We start from the raw sequence: 25331 nt of genomic DNA, 5'->3' as shown, positions 1-25331 counted from the left end.
TTTTTTTTTGCCTGTCTTTTACAGACCTGGCGGGCGGGCAACTTCAAGATAGCGGCCGTCAATATCGCGACGGTAATAGTGTCCATCCTGCACGTAGAAGCGGTCGCCGTTGTAGTCAAGCGTACGCATGCTGCCGCTATAACGCTGCTCCGGCGGCTGCACCATCACATAGGTGTTATCGTTAGCCCGCTGATAGTAGCTGCCGTTGAGGGCATAGTAAGTCAGGCCGCCAATCAGCACGCCTACGGCGGCATCGGGCAGAAAGTTTAGTCTCCCCGGTCCGCCGCCCCAGCCACGGTGTCCGCCGGGGCCACCGCCCCAGCCGTGATGCCAGCCCGGTCCAGGACCTGGTCCTGGGCCCCAGCCGGGTTGTGCGAGGACCAGCGTTGGGGATAGTAACGTTAAAGCGAAAAGAGCGCTGAGCACCTTTTTCATAGGGTTTCTCCTGGTTCTGACTGAGATTAACATTACGCCCGGCCAGCGAAAACGCAAGCGCTGAATCGCCACGGTTGTCCGCTGCTTACAGCACTTAACGCATTCTTAACGCTCCCTCCACGATGCCTCTTACATTGCACCCTCCTGCCGGGTCGCGAAGCGTACTTCCGGCTGAAGCGTCTTCTCCGGCTGCAGCAGCGTCATGGCCAGCATGCTGATAAACGCCACGGCGGCTGTGGCGCTGAACATAGCGTTATAACCATAGTGCTCCGCCAGCCATCCGCTCAGCAGCGGAGAGGTAATGGAGGCAAGGTTGGCGATCGCCAGCGTGATGCCGCTGTAGGTGCCTACCGTGGATTTTGGCGTGACGTCAATGACCACCGACCAGTAAACATTATTCACCAGCGCGTTCAGAGCATTGCCCAGCGTCATCATCAGAATAATGGCGGCAGGCGAAGGCATCCAGGGGATCGCCATAAAGCAGAGTGCGGTCATCAGCAGCGTGACGGCGGCAAAAACGTTCCTCGCCACCCGCAGGTTATTGAAGCGTTTCAGAAGCGCATCGGCGATCCTGCCACCCAGCAGTACGGTCACGCAGGCGCCGCTCCACGGGATCATCGCCACGTACCAGAGCGAATGCAGATCGTAGTGGAAGCTGTCCTGTAGATATTTCGGCCCCCAGCTCACCAGGGTAAAGGTAATATAGAGAAAGGAGAAGTAACCAAGCGCGTTACAAACCAGCGTGCGATTGCTGAAGAAGCGCCACCAGGGAAGACGCGCGCCACTGGTTTTTTTAGCCTGGCCCCGGCTGATTACGCTTCGCTCCTGCGGGCTTACTTTCGGATGCTGTTCAGGCGTGTCGGTAAATACGCGGCCAAAAATCACCATGGCGATCAGTGAAAAACAGCCCAGCAGAATAAACATGATCCGCCAGTCATCGGTGAGCAGCAACAGGCCCACGGCGACCGGGGCGGTAAGCAGCGCCCCCACCTGGGTGCTGAGCAGACCAACACCCAGGGCGGTTCCGCGCTCATGGTCAGGCGCCCAGTGCGCAATAGCCTTATTCATCAGGGCGTAGGCAGGGCCTTCGGCCAGGCCGAAGAGTACGCGCATAACCGCAAACCCTATAATGGCCGATCCGCCGAAAAGCGCCAATCCTACATCACCCGCCCAGGCCGTAGCGACCTCCAGCAGCGACCAGGCGACGCCTGCCATCAACCACACTCTTCTGGTGCCGAGGCGATCGGCAAGAAAACCGCCGCACAGCGAACCCAGCAGATAGCCAAAACCGAAGTAGCTCAGCACCGCGCCGAGCTGCACCTTACTGAGATGATATTCCGTTGAAATTGCGTTGGCCGCAAATGAGAGCGCCCCGCGATCGATGTAATTGATCAGTGCGATGAAAAACAGCATGGCGAAAATAGAGTAGCGATAGCGGCTGACGGTCAGGGTGGCATTCATGATTTATCTCCAGCACAACAGGTGTGAGGGTTAATAAGCAATATCAATGCCAGGGTAAAAAACGGATGAGGGGAAACTGATTCAGGTAGGGCTGCGGGAGGGGGTGTGTTTACGGCTTCCCTGAATGAAAGATCGGGCGACAACGTCTCGCCCGATCTTATGGATACTTGATCAACACCTAATCAGGCTGAAACTTCGCGCCCGATTAAACGCCTTATCACCTCGCCGTCAGGCTGGCACGGTCAGTGCTTTCTGACTGCGCGACCAAATCCTGTGGGCACCCATCGCCAGCAGGAACTCGCTCATCAGTACGCCTTCAGCCTTACTGTCTTCGATGAGGCCTTCTTCCTGTTCGCTGTCGCTCAGACCAAACTGCGCCTTAAAGCGACGGGCATCACCGCTAAGTCCGATAACCTTCAGGTGCTTGTAGGCCTCCAGCAGGAAGTAGCGGGCATCACCATTCAGCAGCAGGGCATCAATGTTACCATCCGGCACGATGACCGCATCAAAAGTCACCGACGGCAGACCGCTGAAGGTGGCATCTACCGGCAGATCGGAACCGTCATCGGCGCGGACCTGGCCCATATGGGGTGCCAGCAACTTGCCGTGAACGCCCTGAGCTTTAAGCTCCTGCAGGATTGCCAGCACGTCTGCGGCACAGACGCCATCGCTTAACAGCAGCGCGACCTGACGGCCCTTGATGGTCCCGCTGGGTACCGCATAAAGGCTCAGGCTGGCATCCTTTTTCAGACCGTTAACGTCTTTAGGTGGCGCCGTGTGCATTTTCTCATCGGACAGGGCAATCCCCAGATTTTTTGCCACACCGTTTGCCAGTGAGACGTCAATATGGACCAGGTGATCGACCACGCGCTCACGGATGTAAGGGCGGGCTACCTTGCTCAGCTCAAAGGAGTAGGCATCAATAATATGCTGCTGCTCCACCGGCGTCTGGCTGTTCCAGAACAGGCGCGGCTGCGAGTAATACTCGCCGAACGACGGGCTGCGCTCGCGAACTTTATGGCCTTCAATGCGCTCCTGATAGCTTTCAAACCCGCCACGGTGCGGGGCTGGAGGCGTCTCACGCGGCCAGTTGTCGTTAATCGAGTTAGGCTCATAATTCGCCGGATTAGTATCAATATCCATCCGGTGCATGCCCTGACGCTGGAAGTTGTGATACGGGCAGGTCGGGCGGTTGATCGGTATTTCGTGGAAGTTAGGTCCACCCAGGCGGCTGATTTGAGTATCCGTATAGGAGAACAGGCGGCCCTGCAACAGCGGATCGTTGGAGAAATCCATGCCCGGGACGATGTGGCCTGGGTGGAAAGCGACCTGCTCGGTTTCTGCAAAGAAATTATCCGGGTTACGGTTAAGGACCATCTTACCGATCAGTTCAACCGGAACCAGCTCTTCGGGGATAAGCTTGGTGGCATCCAGCAGGTCAAAGTCAAATTTGAACTCATCCTCTTCGGCAATCAGCTGTACGCCCAGCTCATACTCAGGATAGTCGCCAGCTTCAATGGCCTCCCACAGATCGCGACGGTGGAAATCGGGATCGCGCCCGGTGAGTTTTTGCGCTTCATCCCACAGTAAAGAGGCTTTACCGGCAACCGGCTTCCAGTGGAAGCGGACAAAGGTGGCTTTCCCTTCAGCATTGATAAAGCGGAAGGTGTGAATGCCGAACCCTTCCATCGTGCGGAAGCTGCGTGGGATACCGCGGTCGGACATTGCCCATAAAACGTTGTGCAGTGTTTCCGGCTGGAGCGACACATAGTCCCAGAAGGTGTCGTGCGCGCTCTGCCCCTGAGGGATTTCATTATGAGGTTCGGGTTTCACCGCGTGGACAAAATCGGGGAATTTGTGGGCGTCCTGAATAAAGAACACCGGGGTATTATTGCCCACCAGGTCAAACACGCCCTCGTCAGTATAGAACTTGGTCGACCAGCCGCGGATGTCACGCACAGTATCGGCCGAGCCTGCCCCGCCCTGAACGGTAGAAAAACGTACGAATACCGGCGTCTGTTTGGCCGGATCGCGCAGGAAGTCCGCTTTGGTCAAGTCGCTCATGTCACGATACGGCTGAAAGTAGCCGTGTGCCGCAGAGCCGCGGGCGTGAACGATACGCTCAGGAATGCGTTCGTGGTCAAAATGGGTAATTTTCTCGCGCAGGATAAAGTCTTCAAGCAGGGTGGGACCGCGGGTACCCGCGCGAAGTGAATTCTGGTCGTCGGAAATACGCGTGCCCTGATTGGTCGTTAGCGGGAAGTTTTCACCTCCTTTACGGAAGGACTCCAGCGAATCAAGCTTGTCATTATGGATATTCGGCGCTTTCTGGCTACCTGGGGCCGTTGGCTCTTTGCCGGGTGGCGTAGGTTCCGCAGAAGGTTTGTGCGAGCCATCGGCGGGTGCCAGCGAATCCATGCCGGGTTTAGCTGAATCAGGCCCGGTAGAAGGGGCGTTATGGCTCAGTTCCTTATTATCTGTTTCTTTCGACATTCTCACTTACTCCTGTTGTTGTCATTTCAGACTCCAGTAACTATAGAACAGTGAGTGAGATACGCCTTAAAACAGCAGGGTTAAGTGTTTAAAATCGTGTTTAAAACATGATAAAGGATGATAAATCGCGCATAGCGCGGTAAAAATCGGCGGGGAGAAGCGGGGCGGGCATAAAAAAAAGGGCTGGCGGAGGCCAGCCCAGAGAGATGATTCGCGTTCTGCAGGCTCCAGACGGAGCAGGCTGTCAGCGTTCCGCCAGCTCGAAGTTACGCTCTGCATCGGCGTGAAGCAGCGTTTTGTCCGTCTGCTTCAGCCACTGACTGGTCAGCATGCCAGCCGTCATCGAGCCGTTCACATTCAGAGCGGTACGCCCCATATCGATCAGCGGTTCAATTGAGATCAACAGCGCTACCAGCGTAACCGGCAGGCCCATCGTGGGCAGTACAATCAGCGCGGCGAAGGTCGCACCGCCGCCAACGCCTGCTACGCCCGCTGAGCTGAGGGTAACAATGCCAACCAGCGTCGCAATCCACATCGGGTCGAATGGATTAATGCCCACCGTCGGCGCAACCATCACCGCCAGCATGGTGGGATAAAGTCCCGCGCAGCCGTTCTGCCCGATGGTCGCACCAAAAGAGGCGGAAAAGCTGGCGATAGATTCAGGAATACCCAGACGACGCGTTTGGGCCTCAACGCTCAGCGGAATGGTTGCGGCGCTGGAACGGCTGGTAAAGGCGAAGGTGATTACCGGCCAGACTTTTTTAAAGAAACGCTTAGCATTAACGCCATTAACGGTAAGCAGCAGGGCATGGACAGCGAACATGATGGCCAGGCCCAGATAGGACGCCACGACAAAGCTGCCGAGCTTAACGATATCGCTCACGTTTGAGCTGGCCACCACCTTCGTCATCAGGGCCATTACGCCGAAGGGCGTCAGCTTCATGATCAGGCGAACCAGCTTCATAACCCAGGCCTGTAAAACATCAATGGCTGCCAGCACGCGTTCGCCTTTTGGCCGGTCATCCCGCAGCAGATGCAGAGCTGCAACGCCCAGGAAGGCGGCAAAAATCACCACGCTGATAATTGAGGTCGGGCTGGCTCCGGTCAGGTCGGCAAAGGGGTTTTTGGGCACAAACGAGAGCAGCAGCTGCGGCGTAGAGAGATCGGCAACTTTGCCGACGTAATTACTTTTCAGCGCGGCAAGGCGAGCGGTTTCCTGCACACCCTGAACCAGCCCGCTGGCATCCAGCTTAAACAGCCAGGTGACGAATACGCCGACCAGCGCAGAGATAGCGGTGGTAAACAGCAGCACGCCAATCGTTAATACGCTAATTTTCCCCAGTGAGGAGGCATTATGCAGGCGGGCCACGGCGCTGAGTATAGAAGCAAAGACCAGCGGCATCACGATCATCTGCAACAGCTGCACATAGCCGTTACCGACAAGATTAAACCAGCTAATGGACGCTTTCAGCGTCGCGCTGTCGGGGCCATAAAGAGTATGCAGGGCCAGACCAAACAGCACACCGGTCACCAGGCCCAGCAGGACCTTTTTTGACAGGCTCCAGCGGGTGCTGCCACTTTTTGCCAGGACAACTAACAGGGCGACAAACGCCGCCAGATTAGCGATTAATGGAAGGTTCATCCCCAGATCTCCAATGAAGCGGTGGACTATTTCAGGCACCGCACTATTACCGTTATTTTTTATTGCGCACGCAACTGCGCCATGGAGTGCATGGTAGCAGCTGATCCAGGGTGTCTATATATCCAAATGGAATGGGTTATAACCAGACTCTCATTTTATGGCGGGTTATTGCGCACCATGGCTATCAATTAGCCGATTAATGTTACTTTGTACCGTGCTGACCATCTGAGCTGGCCATCCGTCTGCACCAAAGGGGGGCATACCGGGAGAGAACCACATGGCGACGACGACCAGCGCCAGGCAGAAAATTCGCTCCATCTGGTTACCCTTCTGGCTGGCAAGCAGCGGTAGCCTGAAGCGCCAGCGACAGGGCCAGAGCAGCGGCACGCCAGCGGGCGTGAGCATATCGGCGACGATATGGCTCAGGTAACCCAGTACCAGGCCCTGAAAAGCATCGGCAGGTACCACCCAGTGCTGCGGAACTTTCAGGTTAAAGAGCGCAATTCCTCCGATCACCGCCAGCAGGCTGTGGGTAAACCCACGATGACCGAAGGCGCGGGCAATAGGGTGTGAAAGCCAGCGAAAACGGCGGCCCAGCACGGATTGGGGGTGGTCGATATCTGGCAGCAGGCTGGTTAGCAGCGTTGCCGGGATAATATGCCACCAGTCACCATTAGCCAGTACCGGCGTCAGTTCGGCGCGTTTGGAAAAAATAGCGCTGGCAAGCGCAAAGATAAGATGGCCTTCGGCCGTCATGGGAAACACCTGGCTGGATAGCTGTCAATCCATCCAGTATAGGTGATATGTACAGTAGAATATATATGTGACGCTGTAACTAAAGATAAACAGAGGATAAAGGATTAGTTTTCCCTGAGGCGGTTACCGTGGAGATGTGCCGCACTGAGCTGGCTCAATGATGAGAGCCTGACGTCTGCCAGCGCCCAGCGCGGGTCTTCGGCATGTTCGGCAGCGGGTACCACCACAGAACGCATCCGGGCGGCTTTGGTGGCGATGACGCCGTTTAACGAATCTTCCAGGGTTACGCAGTTAAGCGGGTCCACCCCCAGGCCTTCCGCTGCGTTAAGATACACCTGTGGATGGGGTTTGCTCCACGGCAGCGATTCTGCTGAAGCAACCACGTCGAAACAGTCGCGCAGATTGAATATGTGCAGCACGCGCTCCAGCATAGGCAGAGGCGAAGCTGACGCAAGCCCGATTTTCAGCCCTTCAGCCTTACAGAGTTTTATCGCTGACTCTACGCCGGGAAGCAGCGGGCGCGTCTCCTCAATCAGCGCCTGCGCCCGCACGATAATCCGGCGCGTCACTTCCTGCTGGTCCGGCCCCTGCCAGGGCAGCGTTTCATACCACATCCTCACTACCTGATCGATACGCAACCCTACCGTATCCGGGAGTTCATTGCGCCGGGACAGGTCAACGCCCAGAGAGGAAAAAACGTCCCTTTCAGCACGGTCCCACAGCGGCTCAGAGTCGATTAGCAGCCCATCCATATCGAAAATTGCCGCCAGTACAGGACGAAAATAAGGCATTTGATCACTTCCTTTAACCGTTTATCCTCACATTAGCATGAACCTTTCGCGGGCGATATCGCCTTATTTTCGTCAATATTAGGGACAAGGCGACTTTTTTCAGGCACATTTTGCTGCCTGAAGGTAAACTTACAGCCTTAGTAAAGAAGGACAGGAGAAAGCATGACTTATCAACAAGCTGGCAGAGTCGCGGTCATTAAGCGTATCGCTGGCTGGATCGTATTCATTCCGGCGTTGATTTCCACGCTCATTTCACTGATGGGTTTTTTAGAAAAAAGCCGTGAAAAGCGTGAAGGGATTAATGCTGTAATGCAGGACTTCTCACACGTCATGATCGACATGATCCGTTTCAATACTGGTTTTTTGAAGTCATTCTGGGAAAATTCGCCTGTGCCTGATTTCAATCACGGCAGCAATATCTCCTTTTGGGTGATTTATGCGCTGATTTTTGTCGGTCTCGCTTTACAGGCGTCGGGGGCAAGAATGTGGCGCCAGACGCGCCACCTGCGGGAAGGGATCGAGGATCAGCTGATTCTGGAAAATGCCCGGGGCGCGGAAGGGCGTACGCGCCAGCAGCTGGAAGAAAAAATCGTGGTTCCACGGCATACGATTTTTCTGCAGTTTTTCCCCCTTTACATCCTGCCGGTTGCCATCGCCGTCGCGGGCTATTTTGTCTTAAAGCTGCCGGGCTTTATTTATTGATCAAACGGCCTGATGCCAGCCATCAGGCCATTTATATACGTTGCGGGTTACACATGCAGCCTGCAGGCCGACGACTCTTCAGGCCCCTTCACTCGCGTTGCTCCTTTCCCGCATCCTCATCCAGCAGATTGCCGATCGCACGCTGTGCTTCGGCCAGCCAGTGACCGCCAAAAACATTGGCCCGATTAAGTAAATAGTAGAGCTGATAGACCGGCTGGCGTTTGCCGGAATCCTCCGGCAGGGGCCAGACCGACTGGTAGCCCTCCAGGATGTCCGCAGGAAGTTCAGGATGCCATGCCAGCATGGCCAGATCGCACTCTCTGTCACCCCAGTAGCAGGCGGGATCGAATATACAGGGCCCCTGGTCGCTGGCGGCACAATTTGTAGGCCACAGATCGCCATGCAGCAGCGAGGGTTGGGGATTATGCGCGGAAAGAACCCGCTGTGTGCAGCGAATAATCAGGTCGATATCGCCGTAGAGTATCCCTTTTTCTGACGCCAGCTGTAGCTGCCAGCCAATGCGCTGCTCGGCGAAAAAGAGTGACCAACGCTTAAGCCAGCTATTCGGTTGCGGCGAAGTGGTAATGTTATTGTCGTAATCCAGACCAAACTGAGGCTGCTCGCTCCACTGATGCAGACGCGCCAGCGCAATTCCAAGCTCCCGGGCATCCCGACCCTCAAGTGGACGGAGCGGGAGGTACTCCAGCAGCAGAAAGCTCACGTCGCGATCGCTGCCTGTTCCGTACACGGCAGGGACGCGCACCGTTTTTGTTCGGGCCAGTAGCTGGAGCTGCTCAGCCTCCCAGGCGAAAAGATCCCGCATATCACGACTGTTGCACTTAACGAATACGTCGTATTCGCCGTAGCGTATGCGCCATGCCGGATGAATATCCCCACCGGGTAGCTCGGTACGCTGGCTGATTTCGGCGTTACCCAACTGCTCATTTAACAGACGACTAATGGCTGACCACATAGCGGTTTCTCCCATTCGCTGTTTACTGCAGGATGCGCTGATGTTAACGCCTGAATAATAATCAAAACCTGCGCTTGCGCACGGTCAGAGCAACTTTTACCTGATTAATTTTTATTTATAAGGCCGCTTTTAAAAATTCCTGCCACGTCTGAATCTTCACCTCCGGCTTATCGCCCAGCGCCAGTTCACCCAGACCCTCAGCCTGTTCACGCACGGCATCCTTTTCCAGCGCGCTGACAATACCAAAGCTGTTCGTACCCAGCTCGTGTGGATGACCTTCTTTATCGTGCAAAGTGGTGGTAAAACCCCCATTAACCAGCGCGCTGGTGAGTTCCAGGACATCCGTCAGGCCATCTTCCTGATAGTGAAAAGTCACCACATACTGCTCGACGTCTAATGCACTCATGATTCACCTCATTGTTAAGCATAATGTTTTAGCATAGCCCACTGACGTGAAAGAGGAAGCCAGAAAGCGCTGATTGATAATGCAATTAATTCTCATTATTATCTTTGCCCCTGTCCCGAAAGTTTTTGGAGTCCGATGTGCTGTCTGCTGCCCGTTTAGTTTTCCCCTTTCTCCTGCTGGCTACTGCTGTATCCGCCTTTGCTACGACCTTTCCGGTCACGCTGACCGCCAGCGACGGGCAGCAGGTCACTCTCACTCATCAGCCGCAGCGGGTTGTTCTCCAGGATGGTCGCGACATTCTTGCGCTGGCGCTGCTGGACCGCGATGACCCCTTTAAGCGGCTGGTCGCGTGGAATAATCTGCTGAAAAAAAGCGATCGCCCGACCTGGGAACTGATGGCGAAAAAGTGGCCCGAAGCAGAGAAAATTGTTGATATGGGGTTCAGTGATAAAGGGGATGTCAATCTGGAAAGTGTGGTTGCCCTGCATCCTGATTTGATGATCGCCCAGCTTCGCGCTAAACCTGCACTCATCCAGAGCGGGGTGCTGGATAAAATGCATCAGCTCGGTATTCCCGTGCTGTTTATCGACACCTTCAGGGATCCGGTCAGGGATACCCCCAAAAGTATCACCCAGCTGGGCATTGTGCTTGATCGTGAGTGGGAAGCCCGCGCCTATACGGATTTCTATCAGCGCCACTATCAGGCTATCCTTTCTGCAACCCGCCGTGTGACGCCAAAGCCGCGGGTTTTTATTGAAGCCAAGGCCGGGTTGGGCGGGCTGGAATCATGCTGTTTTACCCATGCTAACGTCGGCTGGGGGGCTATGGTCGAAGCCGTAGGCGCGAAAAATATCGGTACCGGACTGCTGCCCGGCGCAACCGGTGATATTTCACTGGAAAAGGTGATTTCGCTTAAACCGGATGTCTATATTGTGTCGGGTTCACAGTGGGCGAGTAAAAACAATGCTGCTATCCCTTTCGGTTACAACGTCACGCAGGACCAGGTAAACGCCGCTTTCGACAAAATGAGGCATCGTCCCGGTTTTTCGCAGATCTCCGCCATCAGCAATAATCGTTTCTACGGCCTTTACCATAATTTTTATAATCATCCCTACAACATTGTCGGGCTGGAGTATCTGGCGAAGTTTATCTACCCGCAGCAATTTGCCACGCTTGATCCAGCCAATACCTGGAAAGAAATTGTAACCCGCTTTACCGAAGTCCCTCTGGGGGAAGGTGTGTTGGGTGCACAGGCCCCGGCAAAGTAGGGCAGTCACAGGGAGGCGGTAGGGTCAGCGGTTTAAAACGGTGGGCGTACTGCAGCCGGTTTACATCGCCAGGGGGGGCCAGAATGATGAGGTTTGCCGAGACACCTTGTAACATCCAGACACTCTATTTTCATTTATGCGGAGGAAATCTTATTTACTGCTGGCTGTAAAGCATTCAATTAACCTTTATACTACGCGGCGTTAATAAGATTTCTCTCATTCAGAACACCTTTTTGACAGGTCGCTTAGTTAAAAGAGCGATCTAACAAAATGTTACGATTATTACCGTAAATTGCGTTGATCGTCTTTTAAAAATCTTCAGACTCACTCATCTCAAACTGTCGTACGGATCACATTTAATGAAAGCCTTTAACAAGCTGTCTGTAGCTCTTTTGCTCTCCTGCGGAACACTGTGCCACCAGGCGCTCGCGGACAATAACGTCTTTACGGTCATGGATGATCCCTCCACGGCGAAGAAATCTTTTGATGGAAATGCCTCTGCGGGTTATCTGGCTCAGACCGGAAACACCACCAGCTCCTCGCTGACGGCCAATACCACCATGACCTGGTATCAGCCTAAAACAGCATACAGCCTGTGGGGTAGCGCCAGTAACACCTCTTCAAATGACGAACGCTCTTCTGAAACTTATCAGCTGGGTGGACGTACGCGTTACAATATGACCGACTTTGACTACCTGTTCGGCCAGGCAAGCTGGCTCAGCGACCGCTTTAACGGTTATGACGGCCGCTCAATTCTGGTTGCCGGTTATGGTCGTCAGCTGCTTAACGGCCCCGTGCATTCACTCCGTATAGAAGCCGGTCCTGGCGTACGCTATGACGATTACCACGACGGTGGCAGTGAAACGCAGGCCCTGGCGTACGGCGCGCTGAGCTATCAGTGGCAGCTGACGGATACCACTAAATTCATTCAGGGTGTGTCGGTACTGGGCAGTGATGACACGACAGTGAACTCCGAAACGGGCCTGCAGGTCGCTATCAACCAGCACTTCTCGCTGAAGGTGGCTTACAACGTGACCTGGAACCAGAACCCTCCGTCCTCCGCGCCGGATAAAACGGATACCAAGACGACCGTTATGTTGTCCTACGCAATGTAAACCGCCCCGGTTCGCTTTTTGTGTCGGGTCGGCGGTGCCGGCCCGTTAAACTCTCATCCGTCCTCTCTTCGCTATTTGCCCTCACTGACTCTTTTTATTGCAAACTAAAAAACTCTGCCTTCGCATTCTTTGACCTGTGGGTCATAGCGTGTAAGATGTTCGCCCTTAAGGCGTTTTTGCTGAAAGAAACGTTTTACCCGTGTACCAGGCTGGGACCAAACTGACAACTGTGAGTCGGTTTCAAGTCACCATGCCCTGAAGTATATGAATTAACTCATTTTTGTATGTAGCCTTGCGTATGGGTTACCACTGCAATTAAGGATGTATGATGCCTGTTATTACTCTTCCTGATGGAAGTCAGCGTACTTTCGATCACGCCGTCAGCGTGATGGACATTGCCCAGGATATTGGTCCGGGCCTGGCGAAGGCTTGCATTGCTGGCCGCGTAAACGGCGAACTGGTTGATGCTGTCGATCCCATTACCGCCGATGCCAATGTCGCGATAATCACCGCAAAAGACGAAGCGGGTCTGGAAATTATTCGTCACTCAACCGCTCACCTGCTGGGGCATGCCATCAAGCAGCTGTGGCCGGATACCAAAATGGCGATCGGCCCGGTGATCGATAACGGTTTTTACTATGACGTTGATATTGACCGCACTCTGACTCAGGAAGATATCGAACAGCTCGAAAAGCGTATGCATCAGCTGGCCGAAACGAATTACGACGTCATCAAGAAGAAAGTTAGCTGGCAGGAAGCGCGTGACGCCTTCGCTGCCCGTAACGAAACCTACAAGATGACCATTCTTGATGAGAATATCAGCCGTGATGACCATCCGGGCCTGTATCATCATCAGGAATACGTGGATATGTGCCGTGGTCCACACGTGCCGAATATGCGCTTTTGTCACCACTTCAAACTGCAGAAAATTTCTGGTGCCTACTGGCGCGGCGACAGCAATAACAAAATGCTGCAGCGCATCTACGGTACTGCGTGGGCGGACAAAAAACAGCTGGCGGCCTATTTGCTGCGGCTGGAAGAAGCGGCTAAACGCGATCACCGTAAAATTGGCAAGCAGCTTGACCTGTATCATATGCAGGAAGAAGCGCCGGGTATGGTATTCTGGCATAATGATGGCTGGACCATTTTCCGCGAGCTGGAAGTGTTTGTTCGCAGCAAGCTGACTGAGTATGACTACCAGGAAGTGAAAGGCCCGCTGATGATGGACCGCGTGCTGTGGGAAAAAACTGGACACTGGGAAAACTACAAGGAAGCAATGTTCACCACCTCGTCTGAGAATCGTGAATACTGCATCAAGCCCATGAATTGTCCCGGCCACGTGCAAATTTTCAATCAGGGTCTAAAATCATACCGCGACCTGCCGCTGCGTATGGCTGAGTTTGGTAGCTGCCACCGTAATGAACCATCCGGTGCGCTGCACGGCCTGATGCGCGTACGCGGTTTTACCCAGGATGATGCCCATATCTTCTGTACAGAAGAGCAGGTGCGTACCGAGGTGAATAGCTGCATCCGGATGGTGTACGACATGTACAGTACCTTCGGCTTTGAGAAAATCGCGGTTAAGCTCTCAACCCGGCCAGCGAAGCGTATTGGTACTGATGAACAGTGGGATCGTGCTGAAGCCGACCTGGCTGCGGCGCTGAAGGAGAACGACATTCCGTTTGACTATCAGCCGGGTGAAGGCGCGTTTTACGGTCCGAAAATTGAATTTACCCTGCATGACTGTCTCGATCGTGCCTGGCAGTGCGGCACCGTCCAGCTAGACTTCTCCCTACCGGGTCGTCTGAGCGCCTCTTATGTGGGCGAAAATAATGAGCGTCAGGTGCCGGTGATGATCCACCGTGCAATTCTGGGTTCAGTGGAGCGCTTTATCGGTATTCTTACCGAAGAGTACGCCGGTTTCTTCCCAACCTGGCTGGCTCCTGTACAAGTTGTGGTGATGAATATCACCGATGGCCAGTCCGAATATGTTGCAGAATTGACCCGAAAACTGCAGAATGCGGGCATTCGTGCAAAAGCGGACTTGAGAAACGAGAAGATTGGCTTTAAAATCCGTGAGCACACTTTACGTCGTGTCCCTTATATGTTGGTCTGCGGTGATAAAGAGGTGGAAGCAGGCAAAGTTGCCGTTCGCACCCGCCGTGGTAAGGACCTGGGAAGCATGGACGTAAATGACGTAATCGCGAAGCTGCAGGCAGAAATACGCAGCCGCAATCTTCATCAATTGGAGGAATAAAGTATTAAAGGCGGAAAAAGAGTTCAACCGGCGCGTCCTAATCGCATTAACAGAGAAATTCGCGCCACTGAGGTTCGTCTTACGGGCATCGATGGCGAGCAGATTGGCATTGTCAGTCTGGATGAAGCTTTGGAAAAAGCAGCAGAAGCAGGTGTTGATTTAGTTGAAATCAGCCCTAACGCCGAGCCGCCCGTTTGTCGTATCATGGATTACGGCAAGTTCCTTTATGAAAAAAGCAAATCTTCTAAAGAACAGAAGAAAAAGCAAAAAGTTATTCAGGTTAAGGAAATCAAATTCCGTCCTGGAACCGATGATGGCGACTATCAGGTAAAACTACGCAACCTGGTTCGCTTTCTCGAAGAGGGCGATAAAGCCAAAATCACGCTGCGTTTTCGTGGTCGTGAAATGGCGCACCAGCAGATCGGTATGGAAGTGCTTAACCGCGTCCGTAAAGATCTGTGTGAAGACATGGATTTGGCAATCGTTGAATCCTTCCCTTCAAGGATTGAAGGACGTCAAATGATCATGGTGCTCGCTCCGAAGAAGAAGCAGTAGGCCATAAAGTAATAAAGGCCGTCGCGGCTTCGTGTCGTGCGGTTTTTTATTCGCCTGTCTGATTCATTTTATTAACAATGCGAAGTGGATGTTTTAAATGCCAAAGATTAAAACTGTACGTGGCGCGGCTAAGCGCTTCAAGAAGACCGCCTCTGGTGGCTTCAAGCGTAAACACGCAAACCTGCGTCATATTCTGACCAAAAAATCGACTAAGCGTAAACGCCACCTGCGCCCTAAAGGCATGGTATCTAAAGGCGATCTGGGTCTGGTTATTGCCTGCCTGCCTTACGCATAAGTAGTCCCTTTTTTAGTACCCGAGTCACATCGGGTAAATCAGAATATTAAACAGGAGAGCTAAATGGCTCGTGTAAAACGTGGTGTAGTTGCTCGCGCACGTCACAAAAAAATCTTAAAACAAGCTAAAGGCTATTACGGTGCACGTTCACGTGTTTACCGCGTTGCCTTCCAGGCTGTTATCAAAGCTGGTCAGTATGCTTACCGTGACCGCCGTCAGCGTAAGCGTCAGTTCCGTCAGCTGTGGATCGCGCGTATTAACGCTGCGGCCCGCACTAACGGTATGTCTTACAGCCGTTTCATCAATGGCCTGAAAAAGGCTTCGATCGAAATCGACCGTAAGATTCTGGCTGACATCGCCGTATTCGACAAAGTGACTTTCACAGCACTGGTTGAAAAAGCGAAAACAGCTCTGGCGTAAGTCAGGTGGAAGAGGGAGCGCGTCTCCCTCTTTTATTATCCGCTATGTCGTCACAAATTCCGTTCTCTGCCCCCGTACAGCCAGTATGACGTGGGAATATGAGGCACCTTAAATCCACAAGGTAACACCTGCATGAACGCTTATTTTCGTTTCTTTTTTTACTTTAGCACCTGAGCATCGGGGGCTGGCGCAAAGAGAAGAAACGAAAAATCGCGCTAAAAGCCTCCCTCGTGGAGGCTTTTTTATTTCTGGCGAAGCGAATAACGGACGACACCTCGTCCCCATAAAAACAAACCAGCTCTGATGGCTGGAAGAAGAGGAAAGCATGTCACATCTCGCAGAACTGGTGGCGAACGCGAAAGCGGCCATTACTGATGCCCATGATGTTGCCGCGTTAGACACGGTACGCGTTGAATATCTGGGGAAAAAAGGGCATCTGACGCTGCAGATGACCACGCTGCGCGAGCTGCCAGCAGAAGATCGACCTGCCGCTGGTGCGGTAATCAACGATGCCAAACAGCAGGTGCAGGAAGCGCTCAACGAACGCAAAAATACCCTGGAGTCTGCTGCGCTCAATGCGCGCCTTGCGGAAGAGACCATTGACGTCTCGCTGCCGGGTCGCCGCATCGAAAATGGCGGTTTACATCCGGTCACCCGCACCATCGACCGTATCGAAACCTTTTTTGGCGAGCTGGGTTTTGCAGTGGAAACCGGCCCTGAAATTGAAGATGACTACCATAACTTTGATGCGCTGAATATTCCGGGCCACCACCCGGCGCGTGCTGACCATGATACTTTCTGGTTTGATGCCACTCGACTGCTGCGGACACAGACTTCCGGGGTGCAGATCCGCACCATGAAAAATCAGCAGCCGCCCATTCGCATTATCGCCCCGGGCCGCGTCTACCGTAATGATTACGATCAGACCCATACCCCGATGTTCCACCAGATGGAAGGGCTGATCGTGGACAAAAACATCAGCTTTACCAATCTGAAGGGGACGCTGCACGACTTCCTGCGCAACTTCTTCGAAGAGGATCTCCAGGTTCGCTTCCGTCCCTCCTACTTCCCGTTTACCGAACCTTCCGCAGAAGTGGATGTTATGGGTAAAAACGGCAGGTGGCTGGAAGTACTGGGCTGCGGCATGGTGCACCCGAATGTATTGCGCAACGCAGGCATCGATCCTGAAGTCTATTCAGGCTTTGCTTTTGGTATGGGCATGGAACGTCTGACCATGCTGCGCTATGGCGTAACCGATCTGCGCGCCTTCTTCGAAAATGATTTACGTTTCCTCAAACAGTTTAAATAAGGGCGGGTAACACCAATGAAATTCAGTGAACTCTGGTTACGTGAGTGGGTTAACCCGGCCATTGATAGCGCGGCACTGTCAGAACAAATTACCATGGCAGGTCTGGAAGTCGACGGCGTAGAGCCGGTAGCCGGCGTTTTCCACGGCGTGGTGGTGGGTGAGGTGGTCGAATGCGGCCAGCACCCTAATGCCGATAAGCTGCGCGTGACAAAAATTAACGTTGGTGGCGATCGTCTGCTGGATATCGTGTGCGGCGCACCCAACTGTCGCCAGGGCCTGAAAGTCGCCGTGGCCACCGTGGGCGCAGTACTGCCGGGCGATTTCAGAATCAAAGCCGCGAAGCTTCGCGGCGAACCTTCCGAAGGGATGCTGTGCTCCTTTTCTGAGCTGGGTATTTCGGTTGAGCAGGACGGTATTATCGAGCTGCCGCTTGACGCCGTACCCGGCACGGATATCCGTGAATTCCTGCAGCTTGACGATACCACCATCGAGATAAGCGTAACGCCTAACCGTGCCGACTGTCTGGGCATTATTGGCGTAGCGCGTGACGTGGCCGTGCTGAATAAAATGTCGCTCATTGAGCCTGACATTGCGCCAGTAGCGGCAACCACTCAGGACATCCTCCCCATCCGCGTGGATGCTCCGGACGCCTGCCCGCGCTATCTGGGCCGCGTGATTAAAGGGATCAACGTTAAGGCGGCAACCCCGCTGTGGATGCAGGAGAAGCTGCGCCGCTGCGGCATTCGCTCTATTGATCCGGTTGTGGACATCACTAACTTTGTTCTGCTTGAGCTGGGCCAGCCAATGCATGCTTTCGACCTGGATCGTATCGAAAGCGGGATTGTGGTGCGCAAGGCAGAAGAGGGTGAATCCCTGACGCTGCTGGACGGGACCGTGGCAAAACTGAACGCCGACACCTTAGTGATTGCCGATCATCAAAAAGCGCTGGCCATGGCCGGGATTTTTGGTGGCGAGCACTCTGGCGTGAATGAAGAGACCAGCAACGTGCTGTTTGAGTGTGCATTCTTCAGTCCGCTGTCGATTACCGGTCGCGCCCGTCGTCACGGATTGCACACCGATGCCTCTCATCGCTACGAGCGCGGTGTTGATCCTCAAATGCAGTATCGTGCGCTGGAGCGGGCAACGCGCCTGCTGCTGGACATTTGCGGCGGTGAGGCTGGCCCGGTTATTGATGTAACCAGCCCGCAAAGCCTGCCCGCTCGTGCTCCGATTACGCTTCGCCGTGAAAAGCTGGATCGTTTAATTGGTCACGTGATTACCGATGATGACGTGACTGATATTCTTCGTCGTCTGGGCTCTGACGTGAGCGTTAATGCCGGCGAGTGGAACGCGGTGCCGCCGTCCTGGCGTTTCGATATGGAAATCGAAGAGGACCTGGTCGAAGAGGTCGCGCGGGTATATGGCTACAACAATATTCCGGACGTGCCGGTGCAGGCAGGGCTGATTATGACCCGCCATAATGAAGCCAGCCTGTCGCTAAAACGTGTTAAGACGCTGTTGGTTGATAAAGGGTATCAGGAAGCGATTACTTACAGCTTCGTTGATCCTAAAATCCAGGTACAACTGCATCCCGGTATGAAACCGTTGATTCTGCCCAGCCCCATCTCCAGCGATATGTCGGCGATGCGCCTGTCACTGTGGACTGGCCTGCTGACGGCGGTGGTGAATAACCAGAATCGTCAACAGAGCCGTGTGCGTCTGTTTGAAAGCGGCCTGCGCTTTGTGCCTGATACAGCGGCACCTCTTGGCGTTCGTCAGGATGTTATGCTGGCGGGTGTGATCAGCGGTACGCGCAATGAAGAACACTGGGATCTGGCGCGTCAGGCGGTAGACTTCTATGATTTGAAAGGTGATGTAGAGTCGGTTCTGGATTTAACCGGCAAAATGGATGACATTCAGTTTCGTGCTGAAGCACATCCAGCGCTTCACCCTGGGCAGAGCGCGGCAATTTATTTGCACGATCAACGCATTGGTTATCTTGGCGTGGTGCATCCGGAACTTGAACGGAAACTGGATCTTAACGGTCGTACCGTCCTGTTTGAGCTGGAGTGGGACAGGGTGGTAAACCGCGTCCTGCCTGACGCGAGCGAGATTTCACGCTTCCCGGCTAACCGCCGCGACATCGCCATTGTGGTGGCTGAAAGCGTCCCGGCAGCAGATATTATTGATGTGTGTAAGAAAGTTGGCGTAAATCAGGTAGTTGGCGTAAACTTGTTTGACGTGTACCGCGGTAAGGGCGTTAAAGAAGGTTTTAAGAGCCTTGCTATCAGCCTGATATTGCAAGATACCGGCCGGACACTCGAAGAAGATGAGATTGCCGCTACCGTTTCAGGATGTGTAGAGGCACTGAAAGAGCGATTCCAAGCATCCTTGAGGGATTGAACCTATGGCGCTTACAAAAGCTGAAATGTCCGAATACCTGTTTGAGAAGCTGGGGCTTAGCAAGCGGGATGCCAAAGAGCTGGTAGAGCTGTTTTTCGAAGAGGTACGCCGCGCTTTGGAAAATGGCGAACAGGTCAAACTGTCAGGTTTTGGCAACTTCGACCTTCGCGACAAAAATCAACGTCCAGGACGTAACCCTAAAACCGGTGAAGATATTCCAATTACGGCACGTCGGGTGGTGACTTTCCGCCCGGGGCAGAAGCTTAAAAGCCGGGTTGAGAACGCCTCGCCAAAAGAAGATTAATCCCTTCACTATAAAAGGCCGCATTTATGCGGCCTTTTTCATTATCTGGCACGAACTGTTTTCTGCGGATCCTGAATTACACAGATGACATCGCTATTTTTACTGCGGGAACGTGCCGGACGGCATGATAAGCGCTGGCTGGGCGTGGCGCTGGCAGGTGCTATCGGCTTTACTGGTCTGGTCATACCGCATATCCTGCGCCTCAAGAGCATCAGTAATTATCGTATTCTGCTTCCAGCCTGTGCGTCAGGTGGTGGTAGCATACTGCTGGCGGCAGATATCTTTGCTCGCCTGGCGTTCGCTTCCACAGAGCTTCCCGCTGGAGTGGTAACCGCTACGCTGGGTGCGCCACGCTTTATCTGGCTACTTTTGAGAAACCGTCCCTGAAACCAGGGCCCAACCTTCCCACTGAAACAGGAAAAACTGATGAGTATTTTCGACACAAAACTGACTACGCTGGATGGCGAACAGACCTCACTGGCGAAATGGCAGGGCAATGTGCTACTGGTCGTCAACGTTGCGTCAAAATGCGGCCTGACCCCTCAGTACGAACAGCTGGAAAACATTCATAAGGCCTGGCATGACAAGGGCTTTACGGTACTGGGCTTTCCCTGCAATGCATTTCTGGGCCAGGAGCCGGGTAGTGAGGATGAGATCAAAACGTTTTGCAGCACCACCTACGGCGTGACCTTTCCGATGTTCAGTAAAACGGAGGTCAACGGGCCCGATCGTCATCCGCTTTATCAGCAGCTGATCGCCGCCAAACCCGAGGCGGTTGAGCCGGAAAACAGCGGCCTTCTGGAGAAGTTAAGCAGCAAAGGGCAGGCACCCAAAGCCCCTGGCGATATTCTTTGGAACTTCGAAAAATTCCTGATTGGTCGCGATGGCACTATTGTGCAGCGTTTCGCACCGGATATGCAGCCTGAAGATCCCATCGTGCTGAAGAGCATTAAGCTGGCGCTGGCAAAATAAGTGCTGCCTGAGTGCCGGGGCGCTGCGGTAGCGCAGCGCCTTTTGATGCGAAAGTGGGGCGGGGGCGCTAAGCCACCTGCTGGGACCAATCGGCGCGGGTAAGAGTACGCTGCTGGCCGGCCCGGCATTATCTGAGCGGGCACGACATCAATCATACGCTGCACTATGCTCAGCACGTCTGGCTAATGAAAGAGGGTAAAATGATCTGCCGGGGTGAAGCTGACAGGGTGCCACCACCTCCTCTTCTCAGCGAGGTTTACGCGTTGCCTTTTTGCCGCCTGAGTGTTGAGGACCATAAACTTCTCACTACATTCCTCTGATTAATCTTAGTATGTTGCCTGTAATACCCATTTGCGAGTAGAGTAAAAAACAACACTCTAAGGACCCGTGTCTGATGCGCTTCTGGCTTTTGGTATTGATCCTCACCGTTGCGGGCTGTAGCCGCCATGCGCCTCCCCCCAATGGACGGCTTTCTGATTCGATTACCGTTATTGCACAACTGAACGAACAGCTGGGGCAGTGGCGTGGCGCCCCCTATCGCTATGGCGGTCTGGGACGCGGTGGCGTCGACTGCTCGGGTTTCGTCTACCTGACCTTTCGCGATCGCTTTGAACTCCAGCTGCCAAGGACAACGCGAGCGCAAACAGGTATTGGTACGCGCATTGACAAAGACGACCTGCTGCCGGGCGATCTGGTATTTTTTAAAACGGGGCGTGGGGAAAACGGCCTGCATGTTGGAATATACGATACGGATAACCAGTTTATCCACGCTTCCACCAGCCAGGGGGTGATTCGTTCCTCGCTGGAGAATGTGTACTGGAAAAAGGTATTCTGGCAGGCGCGGCGTATTTAGGCTGTCTGTTTATATAGCTTGCTAATAATTATAAGAAAAAGCCCATTTCTTCATCATTTGGTTTATGAGATGCTAATTAGCCTAAACGCTAAGAAAGACGGGGCTTAGGCACAATTGGACTTAAATCGGCAATGCTTCCGTCGTTTACTCAAATTTTAGTAAAGATGTTGTAAAGTAATCAGAGGATCAGGGATTTTTTAGCGATATTATCTTTTTGACCAGGCACATATTTATCAGAGTTATGTGGTAGCGTAACGTTTTTTCCGGGCGCAGAGACCAATGCCTGGTTAACGTATAGAAAAAACACTTTATAATGGCACTGTTGATTGTCGTATTTCGTTGATATAGGATGCGCAGATTGCCACTTCATCATGGCTGAATAAAATGAAAATCCATCTGGAAGCGGATTATAAAAGCTCCACCGCCTTTTACCCGATCTATAGCTTTGCGGGTCAGCTTATCTCCGTTGAGCTACTGACTCACTTTTCTCACAGCACAGCAAATGTTGCTATTCCTCAGGATATGCTGCTGCCACAGCTCGACAATGAGCAGCGGATTTTACTGTTACAAAAACAAATAAACAGTATCGAAAAGCATCAGGACTTTTTCTGCCAGCATAATGTAAAAGCGACGCTAAATATCGACGCTACGCTCGCTGAAACTATACTTAAAAGTGAATTTCTTGCGCGAAAAATGGAGGCGCTCGAATGGCTTGCCCTGGAGATTAATGAGCGTTTTCCTGATTTAAGCCAGGGAAGGCAAAATCCTTCACTGCTGGCATTAAGCGAGCGTTTTGACTTAAGTCTGGAAAATTATGGTGCGGGACACTCCTCTTCGAAAGCCATTTACGACAACCTTTTCTTCAGAATAAAACTTGATAAGGGCTTTATTCAGCGGAATTTAAACCGACTCTCTTTTAAGCCGTTTATTAGCACCGTACTGGAGCACATTAAACCTCACTGCGAACAGGTCATCGTGCAGGGCATTGATGATGCATCAGCCCTGAAGAAAGTTAGCCGCTTTGATTTTGACGGCATCCAGAGCCCTCTATTTTCACCGGTAGGTGAAGATTCTCTCTCTGCTTTGATTGATCCCCCTGAGGGATTTGCGGAATTATTGCATTAATAACCTTTCACTGACTCCGTGTTTAGCCTCCCTGCGGAGGGTTATACTCATCCAGCTGTAGTTTACATGCCGATTGGTCTTTATCGTTCATCCCCGATACTGTCCAGAGTAAGCTCCCGGGAGGGCTTGCTGCATTGTGCCGTCATGTAATTCACACTGTGTTGAATATTGACAGAGCATACTCAGGCGCCGCTGTTAACGCCGCGTCGGGAGTCATGACCGAAGGTAACGCCATGCAATTTAATAATACCTGGCATCAGGAGCTTGAGGGATTCTACACTGCCCTTAAACCCACGCCGTTAAAGAATCCACGACTGCTGTATCACAGTCAGGCACTGGCTGCCGATCTCGGCCTGGATGAGAGCTGGTTTGACGAGCAGCATGTTTCCCTCTGGAGTGGCGAAACGCTACTGGCGGGCATGCAGCCGCTGGCTCAGGTTTACAGCGGACATCAGTTTGGCGTCTGGGCAGGGCAGCTTGGTGACGGGCGCGGCCTGCTGCTGGGGGAACAGCAGCTTGCTGATGGTCGCAAGCTGGACTGGCATCTGAAAGGTGCCGGACTCACTCCGTATTCCCGCATGGGCGATGGTCGGGCGGTTTTACGATCTTCACTGCGTGAGTTTCTGGCCTCCGAAGCGATGTACCACCTCGGTATTCCCACCTCCCGTGCGTTAACGGTGGTAACCAGCGACGAGCCGGTGTGGCGCGAAACGCAGGAGCGCGGTGCCATGCTGCTGCGTGTGGCAGAAAGTCACGTGCGTTTCGGTCATTTCGAGCATTTTTTCTATGCCCAACAGCCGGAGAAGGTTCGCCAGCTCGCTGATTATGTTATCCGTCATCACTGGCCACAGTGGCAACAGGAAAATGACCGCTATCTGCTGTGGTTTAGCGATGTCGTGAAGCGCACCGCGCGCCTTATCGCTCACTGGCAGAGTGTCGGTTTCGCCCATGGGGTAATGAATACGGATAATATGTCCATTCTGGGCCTGACGCTTGACTATGGGCCCTATGGTTTCCTGGATGATTACCAGCCGGACTTTATCTGTAACCACTCCGATTATCAGGGGCGCTACAGCTTTGAAAACCAGCCGATGGTCGGGCTGTGGAATCTTAACCGACTGGCCCATGCGCTGTCGGGTCTGTTAACGACCGAACAGCTGAAGCTGGCGCTGTCCGGATATGAAACAGAGCTGATGCGCTGCTGGGGCGAGCAGATGCGCGCGAAGCTGGGACTGATGACGGCGGATAAGGACGACAATAATATTTTGACCGGGCTGCTGTCGCTGATGACGAAGGAGGGGAGTGATTACGCTCTGACCTTCCGGCTATTGTGCGAAACCGAGCAGCAACAGTTCCACTCCCCGTTGCGCGATGAGTTTATCGACAGGGAGGCTTTTGACAGCTGGTACAACATTTATCGTCAGCGATTGCTGCAGGAAGGCGTGAGCGATGCGGAACGGCAGCAGAAGATGAAGCAGGCTAATCCGGCGATTGTACTAAGAAATTATCTGGCTCAACAGGCGATTGAAGAGGCTGAAAAGGATGATATCAGCGTGCTGTCACGCTTGCACCGTGCGTTGAGCGATCCTTTCACCGACTCACCGGAGTTCGCCGACCTGATGCGTCGACCACCTGACTGGGGCAAGAAGCTGGAAGTGAGCTGTTCCAGCTGAGTGGTGCTTAGCAACAGTGCCGATTAAACCGCCTCCCCAGGCGGTTTTTTCGTTTACAGAGCAAGAGATTACGCGCAGCAATAAAGGATCTCAAGAAGATCCTTTACCCCTGCCCGTAAATTTACATCAGAACGCATTATTCCTGAGACGGAAAGAACGGGTAATACGGTCCCATATTTCCACCAGTTCGGCATCACTGTAAGCCGGCGGTGGCAATGCATGATTACTTAATGTCAGGTCAATAATCGGGTGTCGAAAATCCACTATTTTTTCATTAGCGATGGCGTTAAAAAGTAGCTGTGCGGACGGATGACCCGGTGATTTTTCTGACGGCGCGACATTGAGCCATTCATCGACCTCAAAGCCCTCCATCTGTACTTTACCCTTACGAAGGGTTCTGGCCTTAACCTCTGTCAGATAAGGCTGAATTTCATTGCTCCGCTCCAGCATACTCTTTGGATCGCCAAGATAAGTATTCGTGGACACCGACAGAGAAAAGACCGAATTGTGTGGATAGACAAAGGTAATATCTTCCTTCGGCTTCCCGCTCCCGTCGCGAATAAACCCTTGCGAAATACAGGTGCCCGGCTGCGTCGGGATTTCGTCGTCTTTTCGTCCGCTCAGACGGGACATTAAATCCTGTAGCTCCGCCAGTTTCTGAGGCTTGGTGTTAAGTTTATTTTCAGTCATCCCTCCATTCAAATACTCGACACGCTCCTGCTTATATTTTGGGTCTGATACATCTCTTATCTCCGAGGAAATAATGAACGCCACCCCGTCAACGTACAGGTGCCCTTCCAGAACACGACCAAACCCCGCCGCGCTCTCATTTTTATTACGGTCAAAGATCACCGCATTCTCACTGACCCGGTACACCTGCTTGAGAAAAGGCTGATCTATCGGGTCAACCGTATGGCTGTTTTTCAGCACCTCCTCCCGCAGCCGGATACGCTGCTCAAACGCCGGCCGGTAGAGCCGCCTGCTGCTGATACTGACCTCATTAATCTGGGCGCGGTCCGTCAGGGTGTTTTCAAACGAGGCGGGAACCTCAAACACGTAGCGCCCCACGCACTGGGCTTTGGTGGTGGTAAACAGGGTATTGACCATACGTTTTTCCTTGTCC

General features: G+C 53.2%; 23 protein-coding genes and 2 pseudogenes. 16 read left to right on the top strand and 9 right to left on the bottom strand.

Annotated elements, in window-relative coordinates; translation table 11 throughout:
* Positions 1-18: 18 nt before the first annotated feature.
* The 6 genes from ACLRGG_RS17910 to hxpB all read right to left on the bottom strand — a co-directional run bounded on the left by ACLRGG_RS17910 (position 19) and on the right by hxpB (position 7578).
* Positions 19-435 carry a hypothetical protein gene (locus ACLRGG_RS17910; RefSeq protein ID WP_416251031.1) on the bottom strand — a complete coding sequence of 139 codons (417 nt, stop codon included), beginning with the start codon at positions 433-435 and terminating at the stop codon, positions 19-21.
* Positions 436-564: 129 nt separating this feature from the next.
* The gene (locus tag ACLRGG_RS17905) at positions 565-1896 is read right to left on the bottom strand and encodes an MFS transporter (RefSeq protein ID WP_416251030.1); all 1332 of its coding nucleotides are present in this window, start codon (positions 1894-1896) and stop codon (positions 565-567) included.
* Positions 1897-2124: 228 nt separating this feature from the next.
* On the bottom strand, positions 2125-4389 hold the full coding sequence (gene katE, locus ACLRGG_RS17900) for a catalase HPII (protein ID WP_416251029.1): 2265 nt from the start codon (positions 4387-4389) through the stop codon (positions 2125-2127).
* A 244-nt stretch (positions 4390-4633) separates the two neighbouring features.
* Positions 4634-6031, bottom strand: coding sequence for an L-cystine transporter (locus ACLRGG_RS17895; protein WP_416251028.1), 1398 nt, complete (start codon positions 6029-6031; stop codon positions 4634-4636).
* A 165-nt stretch (positions 6032-6196) separates the two neighbouring features.
* Positions 6197-6787: a metal-dependent hydrolase gene (locus ACLRGG_RS17890; protein ID WP_416251027.1), complete on the bottom strand. Its 591-nt coding sequence runs from the start codon at positions 6785-6787 to the stop codon at positions 6197-6199.
* Between the two features lie 104 nt (positions 6788-6891).
* The gene (hxpB, locus tag ACLRGG_RS17885) at positions 6892-7578 is read right to left on the bottom strand and encodes a hexitol phosphatase HxpB (RefSeq protein WP_416251026.1); all 687 of its coding nucleotides are present in this window, start codon (positions 7576-7578) and stop codon (positions 6892-6894) included.
* A gap of 162 nt (positions 7579-7740) precedes the next feature.
* On the opposite strand from hxpB, the gene ACLRGG_RS17880 reads away from it, so the two are divergent.
* Positions 7741-8280: a YniB family protein gene (locus tag ACLRGG_RS17880; protein WP_416251025.1), complete on the top strand. Its 540-nt coding sequence runs from the start codon at positions 7741-7743 to the stop codon at positions 8278-8280.
* Positions 8281-8368: 88 nt separating this feature from the next.
* Here the strand turns inward: ACLRGG_RS17880 and ACLRGG_RS17875 are convergent, their stop codons facing one another.
* Both ACLRGG_RS17875 and ghoS read right to left on the bottom strand, forming a co-directional pair.
* The gene (locus ACLRGG_RS17875) at positions 8369-9253 is read right to left on the bottom strand and encodes a fructosamine kinase family protein (protein WP_416251024.1); all 885 of its coding nucleotides are present in this window, start codon (positions 9251-9253) and stop codon (positions 8369-8371) included.
* A gap of 115 nt (positions 9254-9368) precedes the next feature.
* Positions 9369-9659 (bottom strand): type V toxin-antitoxin system endoribonuclease antitoxin GhoS, encoded by a 291-nt coding sequence (gene ghoS, locus ACLRGG_RS17870; RefSeq protein ID WP_416251023.1) that lies wholly within the window; start codon positions 9657-9659, stop codon positions 9369-9371.
* Positions 9660-9769: 110 nt separating this feature from the next.
* On the opposite strand from ghoS, the gene ACLRGG_RS17865 reads away from it, so the two are divergent.
* The 15 genes and pseudogenes from ACLRGG_RS17865 (at position 9770) to ACLRGG_RS17795 (ending at position 24208) form a co-directional block, all read left to right on the top strand.
* Complete coding sequence (locus tag ACLRGG_RS17865; RefSeq protein WP_416251069.1) at positions 9770-10927, top strand: ABC transporter substrate-binding protein; 1158 nt, start codon at positions 9770-9772, stop codon at positions 10925-10927.
* Positions 10928-11286: 359 nt separating this feature from the next.
* Entirely contained in the window at positions 11287-12042 is a 756-nt protein-coding gene (locus ACLRGG_RS17860) for a DUF481 domain-containing protein (protein ID WP_067703503.1), read from the top strand.
* A gap of 328 nt (positions 12043-12370) precedes the next feature.
* Complete coding sequence (gene thrS / locus ACLRGG_RS17855) at positions 12371-14299, top strand: threonine--tRNA ligase (RefSeq protein ID WP_416251022.1); 1929 nt, start codon at positions 12371-12373, stop codon at positions 14297-14299.
* 3 nt (positions 14300-14302) lie between these two features.
* Complete coding sequence (infC, locus tag ACLRGG_RS17850; protein WP_073980966.1) at positions 14303-14854, top strand: translation initiation factor IF-3; 552 nt, start codon at positions 14303-14305, stop codon at positions 14852-14854.
* Between the two features lie 97 nt (positions 14855-14951).
* Positions 14952-15149: a 50S ribosomal protein L35 gene (gene rpmI / locus ACLRGG_RS17845; RefSeq protein ID WP_004157374.1), complete on the top strand. Its 198-nt coding sequence runs from the start codon at positions 14952-14954 to the stop codon at positions 15147-15149.
* Between the two features lie 63 nt (positions 15150-15212).
* Positions 15213-15569, top strand: a complete 357-nt coding sequence (gene rplT, locus ACLRGG_RS17840) for a 50S ribosomal protein L20 (protein ID WP_013201905.1) — start codon at positions 15213-15215, stop codon at positions 15567-15569.
* A 132-nt stretch (positions 15570-15701) separates the two neighbouring features.
* A pseudogene (locus ACLRGG_RS17835) lies at positions 15702-15743 on the top strand (hypothetical protein).
* Positions 15744-15894: 151 nt separating this feature from the next.
* Positions 15895-16878, top strand: coding sequence for a phenylalanine--tRNA ligase subunit alpha (pheS, locus tag ACLRGG_RS17830; protein WP_416251021.1), 984 nt, complete (start codon positions 15895-15897; stop codon positions 16876-16878).
* Between the two features lie 15 nt (positions 16879-16893).
* The gene (gene pheT / locus ACLRGG_RS17825; protein WP_416251020.1) at positions 16894-19281 is read left to right on the top strand and encodes a phenylalanine--tRNA ligase subunit beta; all 2388 of its coding nucleotides are present in this window, start codon (positions 16894-16896) and stop codon (positions 19279-19281) included.
* Positions 19282-19285: 4 nt separating this feature from the next.
* The gene (gene ihfA, locus ACLRGG_RS17820) at positions 19286-19585 is read left to right on the top strand and encodes an integration host factor subunit alpha (protein WP_017802142.1); all 300 of its coding nucleotides are present in this window, start codon (positions 19286-19288) and stop codon (positions 19583-19585) included.
* 138 nt (positions 19586-19723) lie between these two features.
* Positions 19724-19972, top strand: a pseudogene (locus ACLRGG_RS17815) (iron chelate uptake ABC transporter family permease subunit); the annotation flags it as partial.
* A gap of 39 nt (positions 19973-20011) precedes the next feature.
* Positions 20012-20557, top strand: a complete 546-nt coding sequence (locus tag ACLRGG_RS17810) for a glutathione peroxidase (protein WP_416251019.1) — start codon at positions 20012-20014, stop codon at positions 20555-20557.
* A gap of 394 nt (positions 20558-20951) precedes the next feature.
* On the top strand, positions 20952-21410 hold the full coding sequence (locus tag ACLRGG_RS17805; protein WP_416251018.1) for an NlpC/P60 family protein: 459 nt from the start codon (positions 20952-20954) through the stop codon (positions 21408-21410).
* Between the two features lie 384 nt (positions 21411-21794).
* Positions 21795-22535 carry an EAL domain-containing protein gene (locus ACLRGG_RS17800; RefSeq protein WP_416251017.1) on the top strand — a complete coding sequence of 247 codons (741 nt, stop codon included), beginning with the start codon at positions 21795-21797 and terminating at the stop codon, positions 22533-22535.
* 233 nt (positions 22536-22768) lie between these two features.
* On the top strand, positions 22769-24208 hold the full coding sequence (locus tag ACLRGG_RS17795; protein ID WP_416251016.1) for a protein adenylyltransferase SelO: 1440 nt from the start codon (positions 22769-22771) through the stop codon (positions 24206-24208).
* A 126-nt stretch (positions 24209-24334) separates the two neighbouring features.
* Here the strand turns inward: ACLRGG_RS17795 and ACLRGG_RS17790 are convergent.
* Positions 24335-25331, bottom strand: a 997-nt coding sequence (locus tag ACLRGG_RS17790; protein WP_416251015.1) for a Tli4 family immunity protein, incomplete at its 5' end; no start/stop codon positions are given.

This window comes from Erwinia sp. PPS120, assembly GCF_047918655.1.
GTDB classification, from domain to species: domain Bacteria; phylum Pseudomonadota; class Gammaproteobacteria; order Enterobacterales; family Enterobacteriaceae; genus Erwinia; species Erwinia tasmaniensis_A.
The sequence above is the reverse complement of the archived record's forward strand: the minus strand, read 5'-3'. Positions and strand labels throughout refer to the sequence as shown.